The sequence below is a fragment of the Pantoea sp. RCC30.1 genome (assembly GCF_058148845.1).
In genome coordinates, this window is record NZ_JBXUHX010000026.1 from 29633 (window position 1) to 43949 (window position 14317).

General features: G+C 57.4%; 16 protein-coding genes and 1 tRNA gene. 6 read left to right on the plus strand and 11 right to left on the minus strand.

What is annotated here, in order from left to right; translation table 11 throughout:
• Nucleotides 1-57: 57 nt before the first annotated feature.
• A complete protein-coding gene (gene tesA / locus AC2LB6_RS18990; RefSeq protein WP_490094684.1) occupies nucleotides 58-684 on the minus strand; it encodes a multifunctional acyl-CoA thioesterase I/protease I/lysophospholipase L1 in 627 nt (208 codons plus the stop codon).
• Between tesA and ybbA the strand changes: the two genes are divergently transcribed.
• Nucleotides 652-1338 (plus strand): putative ABC transporter ATP-binding protein YbbA, encoded by a 687-nt coding sequence (gene ybbA, locus AC2LB6_RS18995; protein WP_010259059.1) that lies wholly within the window; start codon nucleotides 652-654, stop codon nucleotides 1336-1338. The genes tesA and ybbA overlap by 33 nt on opposite strands.
• The gene (ybbP, locus tag AC2LB6_RS19000; RefSeq protein WP_490094685.1) at nucleotides 1335-3752 is read left to right on the plus strand and encodes a putative ABC transporter permease subunit YbbP; all 2418 of its coding nucleotides are present in this window, start codon (nucleotides 1335-1337) and stop codon (nucleotides 3750-3752) included. Before ybbA ends, ybbP begins: the two co-directional genes overlap by 4 nt.
• A gap of 257 nt (nucleotides 3753-4009) precedes the next feature.
• Here the strand turns inward: ybbP and purK are convergent, their stop codons facing one another.
• The 4 genes from purK to ppiB form a co-directional block, all read right to left on the minus strand.
• Nucleotides 4010-5074, minus strand: coding sequence for a 5-(carboxyamino)imidazole ribonucleotide synthase (gene purK / locus AC2LB6_RS19005; RefSeq protein ID WP_490094686.1), 1065 nt, complete (start codon nucleotides 5072-5074; stop codon nucleotides 4010-4012).
• Nucleotides 5071-5577 carry a 5-(carboxyamino)imidazole ribonucleotide mutase gene (purE, locus tag AC2LB6_RS19010; RefSeq protein WP_490094687.1) on the minus strand — a complete coding sequence of 169 codons (507 nt, stop codon included), beginning with the start codon at nucleotides 5575-5577 and terminating at the stop codon, nucleotides 5071-5073. Before purE ends, purK begins: the two co-directional genes overlap by 4 nt.
• 130 nt (nucleotides 5578-5707) lie before the next feature.
• A complete protein-coding gene (locus tag AC2LB6_RS19015; RefSeq protein WP_490094688.1) occupies nucleotides 5708-6424 on the minus strand; it encodes a UDP-2,3-diacylglucosamine diphosphatase in 717 nt (238 codons plus the stop codon).
• Entirely contained in the window at nucleotides 6424-6918 is a 495-nt protein-coding gene (ppiB, locus tag AC2LB6_RS19020; protein WP_010259052.1) for a peptidylprolyl isomerase B, read from the minus strand. Before ppiB ends, AC2LB6_RS19015 begins: the two co-directional genes overlap by 1 nt.
• 212 nt (nucleotides 6919-7130) lie before the next feature.
• Between ppiB and cysS the strand changes: the two genes are divergently transcribed.
• Nucleotides 7131-8516 carry a cysteine--tRNA ligase gene (gene cysS / locus AC2LB6_RS19025; protein WP_033782242.1) on the plus strand — a complete coding sequence of 462 codons (1386 nt, stop codon included), beginning with the start codon at nucleotides 7131-7133 and terminating at the stop codon, nucleotides 8514-8516.
• A gap of 33 nt (nucleotides 8517-8549) precedes the next feature.
• Nucleotides 8550-9656, plus strand: a complete 1107-nt coding sequence (locus tag AC2LB6_RS19030; protein ID WP_490094689.1) for an AAA family ATPase — start codon at nucleotides 8550-8552, stop codon at nucleotides 9654-9656.
• 27 nt (nucleotides 9657-9683) lie between these two features.
• Here AC2LB6_RS19030 and ybcJ read toward each other — a convergent pair whose 3' ends face one another.
• Nucleotides 9684-9896, minus strand: a complete 213-nt coding sequence (ybcJ, locus tag AC2LB6_RS19035; protein WP_490094690.1) for a ribosome-associated protein YbcJ — start codon at nucleotides 9894-9896, stop codon at nucleotides 9684-9686.
• Nucleotides 9897-10763, minus strand: coding sequence for a bifunctional methylenetetrahydrofolate dehydrogenase/methenyltetrahydrofolate cyclohydrolase FolD (gene folD / locus AC2LB6_RS19040; RefSeq protein WP_490094691.1), 867 nt, complete (start codon nucleotides 10761-10763; stop codon nucleotides 9897-9899).
• A 173-nt stretch (nucleotides 10764-10936) separates the two neighbouring features.
• Between folD and AC2LB6_RS19045 the strand changes: the two genes are divergently transcribed.
• A complete protein-coding gene (locus AC2LB6_RS19045) occupies nucleotides 10937-11440 on the plus strand; it encodes a DUF1198 family protein (RefSeq protein WP_490094692.1) in 504 nt (167 codons plus the stop codon).
• 94 nt (nucleotides 11441-11534) lie between these two features.
• Nucleotides 11535-11611: transfer RNA gene (locus AC2LB6_RS19050), tRNA-Arg, on the plus strand.
• A gap of 15 nt (nucleotides 11612-11626) precedes the next feature.
• On the opposite strand, the gene AC2LB6_RS19055 is transcribed toward AC2LB6_RS19050, so the two are convergent.
• The 4 genes from AC2LB6_RS19055 to AC2LB6_RS19070 form a co-directional block, all read right to left on the minus strand.
• Nucleotides 11627-12784, minus strand: a complete 1158-nt coding sequence (locus AC2LB6_RS19055; protein WP_490094732.1) for a tyrosine-type recombinase/integrase — start codon at nucleotides 12782-12784, stop codon at nucleotides 11627-11629.
• Nucleotides 12667-13014 (minus strand): helix-turn-helix domain-containing protein, encoded by a 348-nt coding sequence (locus tag AC2LB6_RS19060; protein WP_490094693.1) that lies wholly within the window; start codon nucleotides 13012-13014, stop codon nucleotides 12667-12669. Before AC2LB6_RS19060 ends, AC2LB6_RS19055 begins: the two co-directional genes overlap by 118 nt.
• Before the next feature lie 97 nt (nucleotides 13015-13111).
• Nucleotides 13112-13777: an MT-A70 family methyltransferase gene (locus AC2LB6_RS19065; protein ID WP_490094694.1), complete on the minus strand. Its 666-nt coding sequence runs from the start codon at nucleotides 13775-13777 to the stop codon at nucleotides 13112-13114.
• 46 nt (nucleotides 13778-13823) lie between these two features.
• Entirely contained in the window at nucleotides 13824-14123 is a 300-nt protein-coding gene (locus AC2LB6_RS19070; protein WP_490094695.1) for a DUF7739 domain-containing protein, read from the minus strand.
• Nucleotides 14124-14317 lie beyond the last annotated feature (194 nt).

Below are 14317 nucleotides of genomic sequence, written 5' to 3' on the forward strand. Positions count from 1 at the left end.
TTTAATGAATCAAAAATATTTTTGCATTTCTTTACCCTTTTGGCGCATCCCGGTGCGCTACGGCTGCTTAACTAAGGGGGCGAGTTCTTTCGCCATTAACCCGGCGATAAACGGCTGGGCATCTGGATTGGGGTGAATGCCATCCTGCTGCATCCACTCGGGTTTCAGATAGACCTGCTCCATGAAAAAGGGCACCAGAGGAATGTCATGCTGCTGCGCGAGTCCGGGATAGATGCCGCTGAACGCTTCGGTGTAACGGCGACCATAGTTGGCGGGCAGGCGGATCTGCATTAGCAGCGGCTTCGCATTGGCAGCTTTGACATCGTCGATCACTTTACTCAGATTCTGCGCGATAGCGTCGGGCGGAAAACCGCGCAGACCATCGTTACCGCCCAATTCGATTAACACCCATTGCGGCTGATGCTGTTTTAATAGTGCGGGCAGGCGCGCCAGCCCCTGTGCAGCCGTATCACCGCTGATACTGGCGTTGATCACTTTAGGTTTTTGCTGCCACTGCTTATCAAGCAGGCTGGGCCAGGCCGCGGTGGCCGACATGCGATAGCCCGCGCTCAGGCTGTCGCCCAGCACCATCAGGGTATCTGCAGCAGCAAGACGTGACACCAGCAGAAGAATCAATAACAGGAAGGGATAATGCCAGCGGAAAACATTGTTGAAGTTCATCATCTTACTAAGTCCGTCGGTCAGGGAGAGCATCAGTTAACCATCCTTACCGGAGTTGAGTTGGTTGTCAAACCAGCTGAGACCATTGCGCTGATTGGCGAGTCCGGTTCCGGCAAGTCAACCCTGCTCGGAATTCTGGCCGGGCTGGACGATGGCAGCAGCGGCGAAGTCCACCTGTTGGGACAGCCGCTGCACCAGATGAACGAAGAGCAGCGTGCGGCCCTGCGTGCCCGGCAGGTCGGCTTTGTGTTTCAGTCGTTTATGCTGGTGCCGACCCTGAATGCGCAGGAGAACGTGCAACTGCCTTCACTACTGCGCGGCGACAGCGACCGTCAGAGCCGCGAACAGGCCCGTGAACTTTTGACGCTGCTCGGTCTGGGTGAACGTCTTCATCATCTGCCCGCCCAGCTTTCAGGCGGCGAGCAGCAGCGGGTGGCGCTGGCCCGCGCCTTTAGTGGCCGTCCTGGCCTGCTGTTTGCCGATGAACCGACCGGCAATCTCGATCGCAAAACCGGTGACCGGATCGCCGATCTGCTGTTTTCCCTTAATCGCGACTTCGCCACCACGCTGATTCTGGTGACGCATGACGAGCAACTGGCGGCGCGCTGCGATCGTCGCCTGCGGCTACGCGACGGTAAACTGTGGGAGGAGCAATGATCTGGCGCTGGTTCTGGCGCGAGTGGCGCTCGCCTTCGCTGCTGATTGTCTGGCTGGCCCTGACGCTGGCGGTGGCCTGCGTACTGGCGCTGGGGTCGATCAGCGATCGCATGGAAAAAGGGTTGAATCAACAGAGCCGTGATTTTATGGCCGGTGACCGCACGCTGCGCAGCAGTGATGCTGCGCCAGAAGCCTGGCTGGAAAAGGCGAAGGAAACCGGCCTGACGGTCAGTCGTCAGCTGACCTTTATGACCATGACCTTTGCCGACCAGTCCCCGCAGCTCGCCTCAGTCAAAGCGGTAGATGACCGTTACCCGATGTTTGGCACGCTGCAGACGCAACCGCCAGGCCTGCGACCGCAGGCGGGCACTGCGCTGGCGGCACCGCGTCTGATGGCGCTGCTGAATCTGAAAGTGGGTGACATGCTGGAAGTGGGGGATACTCAGCTGCGCATCAGCGGGGAGGTGATCCAGGAGCCGGATGGCGGCTTTAACCCGTTTGAGATGGCGCCGCGGCTGCTGATTAACCTGGCGGATGCCGCGAAAACCGGTGCGATTCAGCCTGGCAGCCGCATCACCTGGCGCTATAAATTCTCCGGTAATCCCGAGCAGCTGGCGAGCTATGATCGCTGGATTGAACCGCAGCTGAAGGCGGACCAGCGCTGGATCAGCGTGGAGAACTCTGAAGATGCGCTGGGACGTTCGATGCAGCGGGCGCAACAGTTCCTGCTGCTCTCGGCCTTGCTGACGCTGATGCTGGCGATTGCGGCTGTGGCGGTCGCCATGAGTCATTACTGCCGCAGCCGTTACGATCTGGTGGCGGTACTCAAAACCCTGGGGGCGACGCATGGCGCGTTGCAGCGATTGATCATCGGTCAGTGGCTGGCAGTGCTTCTGTTGGCAGCGATTGCCGGAGGCGTTGTGGGGCAGGGCGTGGAAGCGATCCTGATGGCGATGCTGAAACCGGTGCTGCCTGCCAGCTTACCGGCGGCCAGCGTCTGGCCGTGGATCTGGGCGGTGGGGTCGCTATTTGTGATTTCGCTGCTGGTGGGGCTGCGCCCCTATCGTCTGCTGCTGGCAACGCAGCCTCTGCGGGTGCTGCGGCGCGATGCAGTGGCAAATCTCTGGCCACTGAAGTTCTATATACCGGTAATGATCGTGGTGGTGGTGGCGCTGTTAGCGCTGCTGGTCGGCGGCAGTAAAATGCTCTGGGCGCTGCTGGCGGGCGTGGTGGTGCTGGCGGGATTACTGGCGTTGCTCGGCTGGGGAACCCTGCTGCTGCTGCGTCGGCTGGTGGTGCGCAACCTGGCGCTGCGGCTGGCAATTAACCGGCTGTTACGCCAACCCGGCATGACGCTGAGTCAGCTTGCGGCTTTTTCACTGTCGTTTATGCTGCTGGCGCTGTTGCTGGTGATGCGTGGCGATCTGCTGGATCGCTGGCAGCAGCAGTTACCGGCGGATAGCCCGAACTTCTTCCTGTTGAACATGACGGCAGATCAGGTGCCGCAGGTGCGTGATTTCCTGCAATCGCATCAGATCACACCCGGGACCTTTTACCCTATTGCGCGTGTACGACTCAGTGAACTTAATGGCAAACCGGCCGATCCAAAGCTGGATAACGCCCTGAACCGTGAGCTCAATCTGACGGAACTGGCCGATCGCCCGGATCACAATCCGCTGGTGGCAGGCAACTGGCCACCAAAAGCGGGTGAAGTATCGATGGAAGTGGAACTGGCGGATCGGCTGGGGCTGAAGCTCGGCGATACCCTGACGTTCGACGGCGATACGCAGACGTTCAGCGCCCGTATCACCAGCCTGCGTAAAGTGGACTGGGAAGGCCTGAAACCGAACTTCTTCTTTATCTTCCCGCCGGGGGCGCTCGACAGCCAGCCGCAGACCTGGCTCACCAGCTTCCGCATGGAGGCGAATCCTGTTCTGCTGGCGCAGCTGAATCGTGCTTTTCCGGCGCTGAGTCTGCTGGATATCGGCAGCATTATGCAGCAGATCGGTCAGGTACTGACGCAGGTCAGCCGGGCGCTGGAGATCATGGTGGTACTGGTCACTGCCTGCGGTGTGTTACTGCTGCTGGCGCAGATTCAGGTCGGGATGCGCCAGCGTAGGCAGGAGTTGGTGGTCTATCGCACGCTCGGTGCGGGCAAAAGACTGCTGCGCACCACGCTGTGGTGTGAGTTTGCGCTGCTTGGCGTGGTCTCCGGCGTGGCGGCCGCGATGGGGGCAGAAGCGGCGCTGTGGGGATTACAGACTAAGATTTTCGATTTCCCGTGGCAGCCTGACTGGACATTATGGCTGGCGTTGCCGTTATGTGGCGCACTGCTGTTATCACTGTGTGGTGGCTGGCTGGGAATCCGGTTACTGAAAGGGAAGGCGCTGTTCAGGAAGTTTGATGCGGCCTAAGGGAGTGTAGGCATAAGGCGGCACTAAGCCCGCCTTTGACCTTCATCCAGATCGCACCCTTCACCAGCAAGCGGGTAACGGGAAACGAAGAGCAAAGCGTCACGCGCCAGGGATGGCGCGTGCCGAGCTGGCAGGGATGCCGTTTTTGCGTCTTTGCGATCGTTTCCCGTTACCGGCGTCTCCCTCTGACTTAAAGGCGACTGCTCAATCGCTCTGAGCTGCCTGGTAAAGCCATCATCAGACTCAGGTGCGGGAAACTACAGCTTTTCAACGGCCCAGGCGATGCCGCTGGCGTACTCTTCCGGGAGCTGAGGCACCAGCGAATTCAGTGCCGCTTTGAGTCGTTCTGCATCGCTGTCGGTCAGATTCAGGTGGCCCACTTTACGACCCGGACGCACCTCTTTGTCATACCAGTGCAGATGCACCAGCGGCTGCTGAAGCCAGTTAACGTTAACCGCGGTTCCAATCAGATTGACCATTACCGACGGCGCAAACACCACCGGCTGCGGTAATGGCAGGCCAAGAATGGCGCGCAGATGCAACTCAAACTGGCTGATCGACGCACCGTTCTGCGTCCAGTGCCCACTGTTGTGGACGCGCGGAGCCAGCTCATTGATCAGCAATCCGGCTGGCGTAACGAAACACTCCATCGCCATTACGCCGACGTAGTTCAGTTCCTGCATGATCGCACTCAGCATCGATTCAGCCTGCTGCTGCTGTGCCTGATCCGCCTGCGGAAATGCCACGCTGGTCCGCAGAATGCCATCCTGATGCAGGTTATGCGTCAGCGGATAGAACACCACCTGGCCATCGTGACCGCGCGCGCCCACCAGTGACACTTCACCGGAAAAGTTGATGCCCTGCTCAACGATACATTCGCCGTAGCACGCCTCCGGCAGCTGGTGAGTCTCATCAGCACGCAGACGCCACTGACCCCGTCCGTCGTATCCGCCGGTACGGCTTTTCACAATCGCCAGCTCGCCCAGGGAGTCAAACACCGCTGGCCATTCGCTTTTATCGGCCAGCAACTGCCACGGCGCGGTGGCAAGCCCCAACTGATCCAGCAGCTGTTTCTGCGTCAGACGATCGGCCAGACGCGGAAAAATCTCACGGTTAACAAAGGCCGGATGGCTCGCCAGTTCGCGCGTCAGCGCGGTCTCGGGCCAGCGTTCGATTTCGGCAGTGATCACGCTGTCGGCGATCGGCAGGGCAGCAGGATCGGCATCCAGACCGACCGGATACACCGCGATGCCCAGCGGCTCACCCGCCTGGCGCAGCATACGACCTAACTGGCCGTTGCCCAGTATGCAAACCGGCTTCATGCATCCACCCGCGGATCGGGATGGTTCAGCACCTCATCGGTCTGGCTCTGACGCCAGGTCGTCAGGCGTGACGCCAGCGCGCTGTCATGCAGCGCCAGAATCTGCGCCGCCAGCAGCGCGGCATTGGCTGCGCCCGCCTTGCCAATTGCCAGTGTCCCGACCGGAATACCGCGCGGCATCTGCACAATCGAATAGAGGCTATCGACGCCACTCAGGGCAGCACTCTGCACCGGCACACCCAGCACCGGTACCAGGGTTTTGGCCGCCAGCATACCCGGCAGATGTGCCGCGCCACCTGCGCCAGCAATAATCACCTGAAAACCATTACCGGCTGCCGTCTCGGCGAAGCTGAACAGTTTATCCGGGGTGCGGTGCGCAGAGACTACTTCAACATGAAAAGGGACGTCCAGGCTGGAGAGGATTTCAGCGGCGAACTGCATGGTGGCCCAGTCACTTCTGGAACCCATAACAATGGCGATGCGGGCCGGGGCGTTGGATGACATGCGGTCAACTCCTGTGAATGAACAAACAGACCTGGCCGGGCGGACAGGTTTTGAAGGGCACCGAGAATAGCATGAGAAGCACGCAAGGAAAACGGTTGCGTCGGCCTGACGTCGGGGAGTTAATCGCAGATTAAAAGTCGAAATGGATGAGCTGAATGCCGCTGGCGTCAAGCTGAATCATGGAACCCCGGCTGTGCCAGGCACCCAGCACCGCGCGTTGCGCCGTTTCACCCTGCAGGCTCAATGTATGAATTTCAGGACGATGGGTATGACCGTGGATCAGCAGCGGCACCTGCTGGCGCAGCATGGCGGCGGCGACCGCTTCCTGGTTCACATCCATGATGGTCTGGGATTTGTGCTGGTTAGCCTGTTTACTGTCTGCGCGCATCCGGGCGGCAATACGTTTGCGTATCCACAATGGCAACGCCAGGAACAGTCGCTGGATCCACGGATTGTGCACTTTGGCACGAAAACGCAGATAACCCGCATCGTCCGTACAGAGCGTATCGCCGTGCATGATGAGCAGCCGATGGCCGTAGAGCGTCAACACCTGCTCTTCCGGCAACAGCGTCATGCCGCAGGCCTGCGCAAAGCGTCGGCCAATCAGGAAATCGCGATTGCCATGAATGAAGTAAACCGGAACCGGGAGGGCGCGCAGGGCGCTGGCAATCTGCTGATGCAGCGGATTGGGATCGTCGTCGCCAATCCAGGCTTCAAACAGATCGCCGAGAATATAGAGCGCGTCGCAGTGGGGCGCTTCGCGCTGTAAAAAATGCAGAAAACCGGCGGTAATCGCCGGTTCTTCCTGACACAGATGCAGATCTGCGATAAACAGCGTGCGCGACATTACTCGCTGACGGTCACTTTCTGGATAACGACGTCATCTTTTGGCACATCCTGGTGCATGCCGCTGCGGCCGGTAGAGACCGCTTTGATCTTCTCAACCACATCCATACCTTCAACCACTTCAGCGAACACGCAGTAGCCCCAGCCCTGAACGCTTTCGTCACGGAAGTTCAGGAAGTCGTTATCAGCGACGTTGATGAAGAACTGTGCGGTCGCAGAGTGCGGCGCAGAGGTACGTGCCATTGCCAGCGTACCTTTGGTGTTTTTCAGGCCGTTGCTTGCTTCGTTCTGAATTTCTGCTTTGGTTTCTTTCTGCTTCATGCCCGGCTCGAAGCCGCCGCCCTGAATCATAAAGCCGTTGATTACACGGTGGAAAATGGTGTTGTCGTAAAAACCTTCACGGCAGTAATCCAGGAAGTTCTGTACGGTTGCCGGCGCTTTATCATCGAAAGTTTTGATTACGATATCGCCATGGTTCGTCTGGAAAGTTACCATTTTTGTCGTCCTGTAAAGGTTGTCATCAGTTGCTGAGGTCGCTCTGTCGATTGGCGTCCCCCTTTTTGTCGACCGTTCTTATATCATAATTTCCAATGACGCGTCAGCAGCGCGGCGCAGTTGGCTTGCTTTGCGTCGCGCGAGCGATAAAAATACGGCACAATGTCTGGATACTTAAAAGTGTCAACCACACGCGAAAACGGAACCGTTCAATGCTTAAGATTTATAACACCCTGAGTCGACAGAAAGAGGAATTCAAACCCATTCATGCCGGTAAAATCGGGATGTATGTTTGCGGCATCACGGTGTATGACCTCTGTCACATTGGTCATGGGCGGACGTTCGTGGCGTTTGACGTGGTGGCGCGCTACCTGCGTTACCTCGGTTATCAGCTTAATTATGTGCGTAACATCACCGACATTGATGACAAAATCATCAAACGCGCCAACGAAAACGGCGAGAGCATCGAAACCCTGACCAACCGCATGATCGGCGAGATGCACAACGACTTTGCCGCGCTGGGAATTCTGCCACCTGATGAGGAGCCGCGCGCGACCCGTCATATCGCCGAGATCATCGAGCTGGTGGAGACGCTGATCGCTCGCGGTCACGCTTATGTGGCGGATAATGGCGACGTGATGTTTGATGTGCTGAGCGACACCGATTACGGCGCACTGTCGCGTCAGGATCTGGAGCAGTTGCAGGCGGGAGCACGCGTTGAAGTCGCCGATGTGAAGCGCAATCCGATGGATTTCGTGCTGTGGAAGATGTCCAAAGCGGATGAGCCAGCCTGGTCATCGCCATGGGGCAACGGCCGTCCTGGCTGGCACATCGAGTGTTCGGCAATGAACTGCAAACAGCTGGGCACCCATTTCGATATCCACGGCGGCGGTTCAGACCTGATGTTTCCGCACCATGAAAACGAAATCGCTCAGTCGAGCTGCGCCCATGACGGCCCTTACGTCAACTACTGGATGCACTCCGGCATGGTGATGGTTGACCGTGAGAAGATGTCCAAATCGCTCGGTAACTTCTTCACCGTGCGAGACGTGCTGCAACATTATGATGCGGAAACGGTGCGTTACTTCCTGATGTCCGGTCACTATCGCAGCCAGCTTAACTATGGCGAAGATAACCTGAATCAGGCGCGAGCGGCGCTTGAGCGTCTCTATACCGCGCTGCGTCACACCGACAGCAGCGTTAAAGCCCACGGTGGCGAAGCGTTTGAAGCGCGTTTCCGCAGCGCGATGGATGATGATTTCAACACCCCGGAAGCCTATTCGGTGCTGTTCGACATGGCGCGTGAAGTGAACCGCCTGAAAAGTGAAGATGGCGCTTCAGCGCACGGGCTGGCGTCGAAGCTGCGCGAGATGGCCAACGTGCTGGGCATCCTGCAGCAGGATCCTGAGCTGTTCCTGCAAAGCGGCGCGCAGGTCAATGACGAAGAGGTTGCCGAGATTGAGCATTGGGTGAAAGCCCGTGCCGATGCGCGCGCCGCCAAAGCCTGGGCTGAAGCGGATATCGCGCGCGACAAGCTTAACGCGCTGGGCGTCATCGTCGAGGATGGGCCGCAGGGCTCCAGCTGGCGTCGGAAATAAACCGGAGAGGGCGAGCAATCGCCCTTTTTTATTATGGCGATAGAACAGATTCAGATCCGCGGCTTCCGCTCGATACGTAACCTGACGCTCTCTCTGCAGCAGCTGAATGTGGTGAGCGGTCCCAACGGCTGCGGTAAATCCAACCTCTACAAAGCGGTGCGGCTGCTGCATGAGGCAGCCAGCGGTCGTCTGGCACTGGCGCTGGCTGACGAAGGCGGCATTCAGAAAGCGATGTGGGCGGGCGGTTTACGCCGGGGCGATCGCCGACACGATCCAAAGCGGCTGGAGCTGGCGGTGGTAATGGATGACATGGATTACCAGATGGAGATTGGTTTTCCCGAGCCGCTGGCGACCAGCCTGTTCAATCTGGATCCGCTGGTGAAACAGGAACGGCTCTGGCTGAGCGGTCAGCAGCGCCGTCCTTCCGCCTGCATTATGCAGCGCGAAAATCAGACCGCTTTTCTGCACAACGTTGAAGGTGAGCGCGTCGCCTATCCGGCGGTGCTGCATCCGGAAGAGTCGCTGTTTGGTCAGCTTGGTGAACCGCATCGCTACCCGGAGCTTTCGCAGCTGCGCGAACGTCTGCAGCAGTGGCGCTTTTACCATGAGTTTGCGGTCTGGCCGGGATCTCCTATCCGGGCACCGCAAATCGGCGTGCGTGCGCCGGTACTCGCTCACGATGGCGGTAATCTGGCGGCCGCCTGGGCGACGATTGTGGAGCGCGGTCATTCAGAGCTATTGTTTGAGGTTATGGCGCAGGCGTTTCCCGACAGCCAGTTTGATGTCGAGGTACAGAACGGCCGTTTCCAGATGCTGATGTCGCGCCACGGCATTCTGCGTCCGCTGGAGAGCGCGGAGTTTTCTGATGGCACGCTGCGTTTTCTCTGTCTGGTTGTGGCGCTGCTCAGCCCGCGCCCACCCGCCTTTATGGCACTGAATGAACCGGAGAACAGTCTGCATGAAGATCTGTTGCCTGCGCTGGCGCGCTTAATCGCCGAAGCCAGTCAGTACAGTCAGCTCTGGATCACCAGCCATTCACCCCGGCTCGCATTGCACATTGCGCAGCATACGGCGGTGAATCATATCGCATTGGAACAGCGGGAAGGGGAGACGCGAGTACAGGAAGATGAACTGCTGTAACAGCGTCCCCGCAGGGACGCACGATAATTACTCGACTACAGTAATGCGGAAACCGGAGAATTCCACGGTCTGACCGGCAACGATTTTGCAGCGCTTGCGGGTTTCTACCACACCATTGACCTTCACTTCACCCTCGGCAATCACGACTTTCGCCTGTGCGCCGCTCTGAACCCAGCCTTCCAGTTTCAGCAGGTCACACAGATCGACGTGCGGGAATTTACCCAGTGAAAAACTTGCCATTTAAACTTCCTCTTTATCGTGAAACTCTTCACACGCCTGCAGCGTGTTTTGAATCAGGGTTGCTACCGTCATCGGGCCAACACCGCCCGGCACCGGAGTGATCCAGGATGCGCGCTCTGATGCACTGTCAAAATCAACGTCGCCGACCACTTTGCCGCTCTCCAGCCGGTTAATACCGACGTCGATGACGATGGCACCGGGTTTTATCCAGTCACCCGGAATAAAGCCTGGCTTACCCACTGCAACGACCAGCAGATCGGCATGCTCAATGTGATGACGCAGATCTTTGGTAAAGCGATGGGTGACGGTGGTGGTGCAGCCTGCCAGCAGCAGTTCCATGCTCATCGGACGACCAACAATGTTGGACGCGCCAACCACCACGGCATTCAGGCCGTAGGTGTCAATGTTGTAGCGCTCCAGCAGCGTCACGATACCGCGCGGGGTACAGGGACGCAGGGTAGGCGCGCGCTGACAGAGGCGACCGACGTTATAAGGGTGGAACCCATCGACATCTTTATCAGGCGTAATGCGCTCCAGCACCTTCACGTTATCGATGCCGGCTGGCAGCGGCAGCTGCACCAGGATGCCATCGATTTCATCGTCCTGATTGAGCGTATCGATCAGCTCCAGCAGCTCCGCTTCGCGGGTCGTGGCAGGCAGGTCGTAAGAGCGGGAGAGGAAACCGACCTCTTCACAGGCGCGGCGTTTGCTGGCCACATAGATCTGCGATGCCGGGTTTTCACCCACCAGAACCACTGCCAGACCCGGCGCGCGTTTTCCGGCGGCCAGACGCTGCTTCACTTTTTCCGCAACCTCAACGCGCACCTGCTGCGCAATCGTTTTACCGTCAATAATTTTTGCTGCCATCAGAGAGGAAATCCACTGTGTTGTGTTGAATCGGGGAAGGGGGCTATTTTGTCAGAAGCACGGCGCGCTGTCAGTCACAGTTTCAGCCACGTACGCGCTTTCCTGCTTTTTCGTCGCGACGAATGCCAGTCTGCATGCGTATGATATCTGCAGGACAATCCGGGGACGATGTAATGATTTGGATAATGCTTGCTACTCTGGCGGTGGTGTTTGTCGCTGGATTTCAGCTGCTCACCGCTGGCTCACGCCACGCCGCTCAGCGGCTCAGCAAACGGCTGCAGCTGCCACCGGTACAGGTGGAATCAATGATCTCTATGATGGGAAAAGAGGCGGCGAAAGAGTTTACCGACTATCTTAGCCACGATAATGAAACGCATCTGCATAATGGCGCAGCGGTACTGCTGATCTGGCAGGTGTTGATTGTTGACGGCAGCGAGGAGAACAGCCAGCGCTGGCATGGGATTCTCAGTCGCGCCGGTTTTTCACCGCTTATCAGCCGCCAGCAGCTGCTGCTCGCGCTGGGCTTTCTGCGACAGCTGGAGCCGGACAGCCAGGAGCTGCACGCACTTCGTGAGCAATACAATGCGCGTTTCACATCACAAGGGATTGAGCTGGAAGGAGAACTCACCAGCGCCAGTAAACTCGTGTCGCTCAGCGAATGGCGCAGGCGTCACTGACGCCAATTGGTCATTCCCGCAGCACTTCGCTGCGGAGAAAGGGCAAAAACGTTGACGTACCCGCTTCCGGACGTATAATCCGTGCCATCTCCATGCGCCCTTAGCTCAGTTGGATAGAGCACCGGCCTTCTAAGCCGTAGGTCACAGGTTCGAATCCTGTAGGGCGTACCAATATCCTTCAATGACTTACGCCAACTTCAATCCTACCTGATTATCTCCTTGTGTCGTATTTGTGTCGCTCTCACCCAAAAGTGAGTCAATTTTGCGCGCATGCTCGGTCAGGTGGTTAGGTGCCAGGTGAGCATACCGGCGCACCATTTCGATACTTTCCCATCCCCCCATTTCCTGCAGCGCCGACAGCGGAACACCGGACTGTATCAACCAGCTCGCCCAGGTGTGCCTGAGGTCATGAAAGCGGAAGTCTTCTATCCCTGCCGCTTTTAGACCGATATTCCACGCCGTGTTATCATCACTCCGCATTTTCCTGCCTGCAGGTGCCAGCGTTCCGTCGCTGCGATGCTTCGCCTTGGTATGAACGAACACCCAGCGTGAATGCTTCCCTATCTGCCCCTTCAGCACTTTGCACGCCGTATCATTCAGAGCCACGCCAATAGCCTTGCCCGCTTTGGCGTTCTCCGGATTAATCCAGGCGACCTTCCTTTGCATATCAACCTGAGTCCATTCCAGATCCAGAATGTTCGACCGGCGAAGCCCGGTAGCCAGCGCAAAAATGACCACAGGCTTTATGCTTTCCGGCATGCACTCGATAAGCCGGTTTGCTTCTTCACGCGTTAACCAGCGGATGCGCTTGCTGATCGGCTTCTTCGTTTTTATAACCGGCGCGGCCTTTATCCAGCCCCATTCATTTGCAGCTGCACGCAGTAGCGATCGCATAAAAGAAAGGTAGTGGCTCTTTGTTCCTGCACTTACCGGCTTGTCCTTATATAGCGGCACCGGCTTTTCATCCCTGATAGCGGTGTCGCGCTGTATTTCCCACTTCCGGCGGTGATTGCGGTTGATCATCCTGCTCACAATCTTCTGCACTTCTTCGCCAGTAATAGTGGCGATGTCTCTCCCGGCAAAGTGCTGGAGAAAGAACTCAATCTTAACTTTGTCATCATCAAGGCTGCGTTTATGCTCCTTCTCATCCAGCCACCGCATGCAGGCCTCTTCGAATGACCGCTGCGGCAAATCCCCCAACTCTTCAACACGCCATGCTTCTGACTTCAGCCTGTCGTGCAGCTCCTGCGCTTGCTTTTTGTCCGCTGTCCCAAGCGATCGCCTAACTCTTTTGCCATTCGGGGTAAAGAAATGACAGTGCCATACTCCTCCCCTGAGGGTGATTGACATGATGGACCTCCAGTTGTGCCATCACCCATGCTCGCCGGGCGATTTTGAGTTGGATTTGAAAGATAAGCAATACAGGCTGATCGCAGCACCAAATACTTGCCGCTGTCGCCACCGGTCCGGCGACCGACCAGTTCGCCTCGGTTAATGAGGTTGCTCACTGTCCGGGAAGACACTTTCAGGAAGCAGGCAGCTTCGGCCAGTGTCAGTGCCTCGTCGTTTTCCATATCTACTCCTTATACGGCCAGTTCCAGGCCAGCACGATGAGAATAAAAACGGCGAGCCATATGAAGAACTCGCCGGGGGTGATGTCGCAGAAGGTGTTCATGCTGCTTCATCTGACCTCCTGCCAGAGGGGATCGCGACGCCGGGCAGCAACTCAATATCATTGTGTGGGTTTTCATTCCCCCAGTGATGCCAGCCTTCAGCATCGCCACGGCTGAACAACTCGATGCGTGACACGTCACCATAGAGAAGCTCCAGGCGGTGGCGGGCCTCCCAAGGTTTTGCGCTATGCTCTCCAAGCGGGCTATATATGACCTGCTTCACTGACGCGTTAATCCTTTCAATTCCGCTGCCGCGCACCGCGATCAGCAAGTCCTCTGTGTTGGCTCTGGTGTAGTTGCCGCCGTTCATTCGCGTCTGCGTGTTCAACAGCGCCAGAAAATCGTAGAAGTCACTCACCTCACCATCTGCGAGCGCCTTGTTGATATGTTGCTCGGCTAGCTGATTGAGTTTCACCCAGGTGAACCCCTTCATCGTCCTAACCTTAAACCCCCAGGCTTCTGCGAGTTGCACGGCTTCGGCGTTATGGGTGCCGGTGTACCACATCGCCAGCACTGCATTTTCGGCAGCGATATCCCAAACCGGCAGCCGCTTAATATCTGCGATCGGCATCGTTTGGTAGTGGTCAGTCGCTGCGCCGTTGCTAATGGTGTTGCTGTACGACCAAGGCGGATCGCAGTAGATGAGTCGATACTTTTCAGACATAACAACTCCTCACGCAGAGCGCGATAGTGAATAGGGTGGGTGGGGGTTACTGGCTGCGGAAGCCGTTACAGGTGCGGAAGAACTCGATCAGATAGCCTTTCATTTTGGCGTGCCATTCCTTGTCATTGCCATTGCACCATCCGTCTGGCGGCGTCCACGGCTCAATAAGGTCAGCCATCTTTTTCGCTTTTGCTGCGGTGACGTTTACTGGGTCGTTGGTGAATTGAGTGTTTATCAGCTTATCCATGCCGGGTATGGCGAGCACCTTGAACCATGTTCCGTTAGGAAGGGCGACGCCACATACGCGGTCGGCTTCGCGTCGCTTATCTATTAAATCAACTGACATTTCGTATCTCCTTATCCACCTGCCGCACGTAATAGCTCAGCCATAACTTGGCTGGAAACGTATCAGGCGGCAGTGCGGTGATTGATTTGGCGTGTTTATCAAGAAGTATGGTGATGATGCGGTCGTGTTCTTTCTTGGGCCTGCCGTCTATGGCTTTGATGATTTCGCTCCTGCACTTACGTGCTACGGCTCTT

Coding starts and splice junctions, on each gene's coding strand:
- ybbA (WP_010259059.1), top strand. CDS start 652: ATGCCAGCGGAAAACATTGTTGAAGTTCATCATCTTACTAAGTCCGTC.
- tesA (WP_490094684.1), bottom strand. CDS start 684: ATGATGAACTTCAACAATGTTTTCCGCTGGCATTATCCCTTCCTGTTA.
- ybbP (WP_490094685.1), top strand. CDS start 1,335: ATGATCTGGCGCTGGTTCTGGCGCGAGTGGCGCTCGCCTTCGCTGCTG.
- purK (WP_490094686.1), bottom strand. CDS start 5,074: ATGAAGCCGGTTTGCATACTGGGCAACGGCCAGTTAGGTCGTATGCTG.
- purE (WP_490094687.1), bottom strand. CDS start 5,577: ATGTCATCCAACGCCCCGGCCCGCATCGCCATTGTTATGGGTTCCAGA.
- AC2LB6_RS19015 (WP_490094688.1), bottom strand. CDS start 6,424: ATGTCGCGCACGCTGTTTATCGCAGATCTGCATCTGTGTCAGGAAGAA.
- ppiB (WP_010259052.1), bottom strand. CDS start 6,918: ATGGTAACTTTCCAGACGAACCATGGCGATATCGTAATCAAAACTTTC.
- cysS (WP_033782242.1), top strand. CDS start 7,131: ATGCTTAAGATTTATAACACCCTGAGTCGACAGAAAGAGGAATTCAAA.
- AC2LB6_RS19030 (WP_490094689.1), top strand. CDS start 8,550: ATGGCGATAGAACAGATTCAGATCCGCGGCTTCCGCTCGATACGTAAC.
- ybcJ (WP_490094690.1), bottom strand. CDS start 9,896: ATGGCAAGTTTTTCACTGGGTAAATTCCCGCACGTCGATCTGTGTGAC.
- folD (WP_490094691.1), bottom strand. CDS start 10,763: ATGGCAGCAAAAATTATTGACGGTAAAACGATTGCGCAGCAGGTGCGC.
- AC2LB6_RS19045 (WP_490094692.1), top strand. CDS start 10,937: ATGATTTGGATAATGCTTGCTACTCTGGCGGTGGTGTTTGTCGCTGGA.
- AC2LB6_RS19060 (WP_490094693.1), bottom strand. CDS start 13,014: ATGGAAAACGACGAGGCACTGACACTGGCCGAAGCTGCCTGCTTCCTG.
- AC2LB6_RS19065 (WP_490094694.1), bottom strand. CDS start 13,777: ATGTCTGAAAAGTATCGACTCATCTACTGCGATCCGCCTTGGTCGTAC.
- AC2LB6_RS19070 (WP_490094695.1), bottom strand. CDS start 14,123: ATGTCAGTTGATTTAATAGATAAGCGACGCGAAGCCGACCGCGTATGT.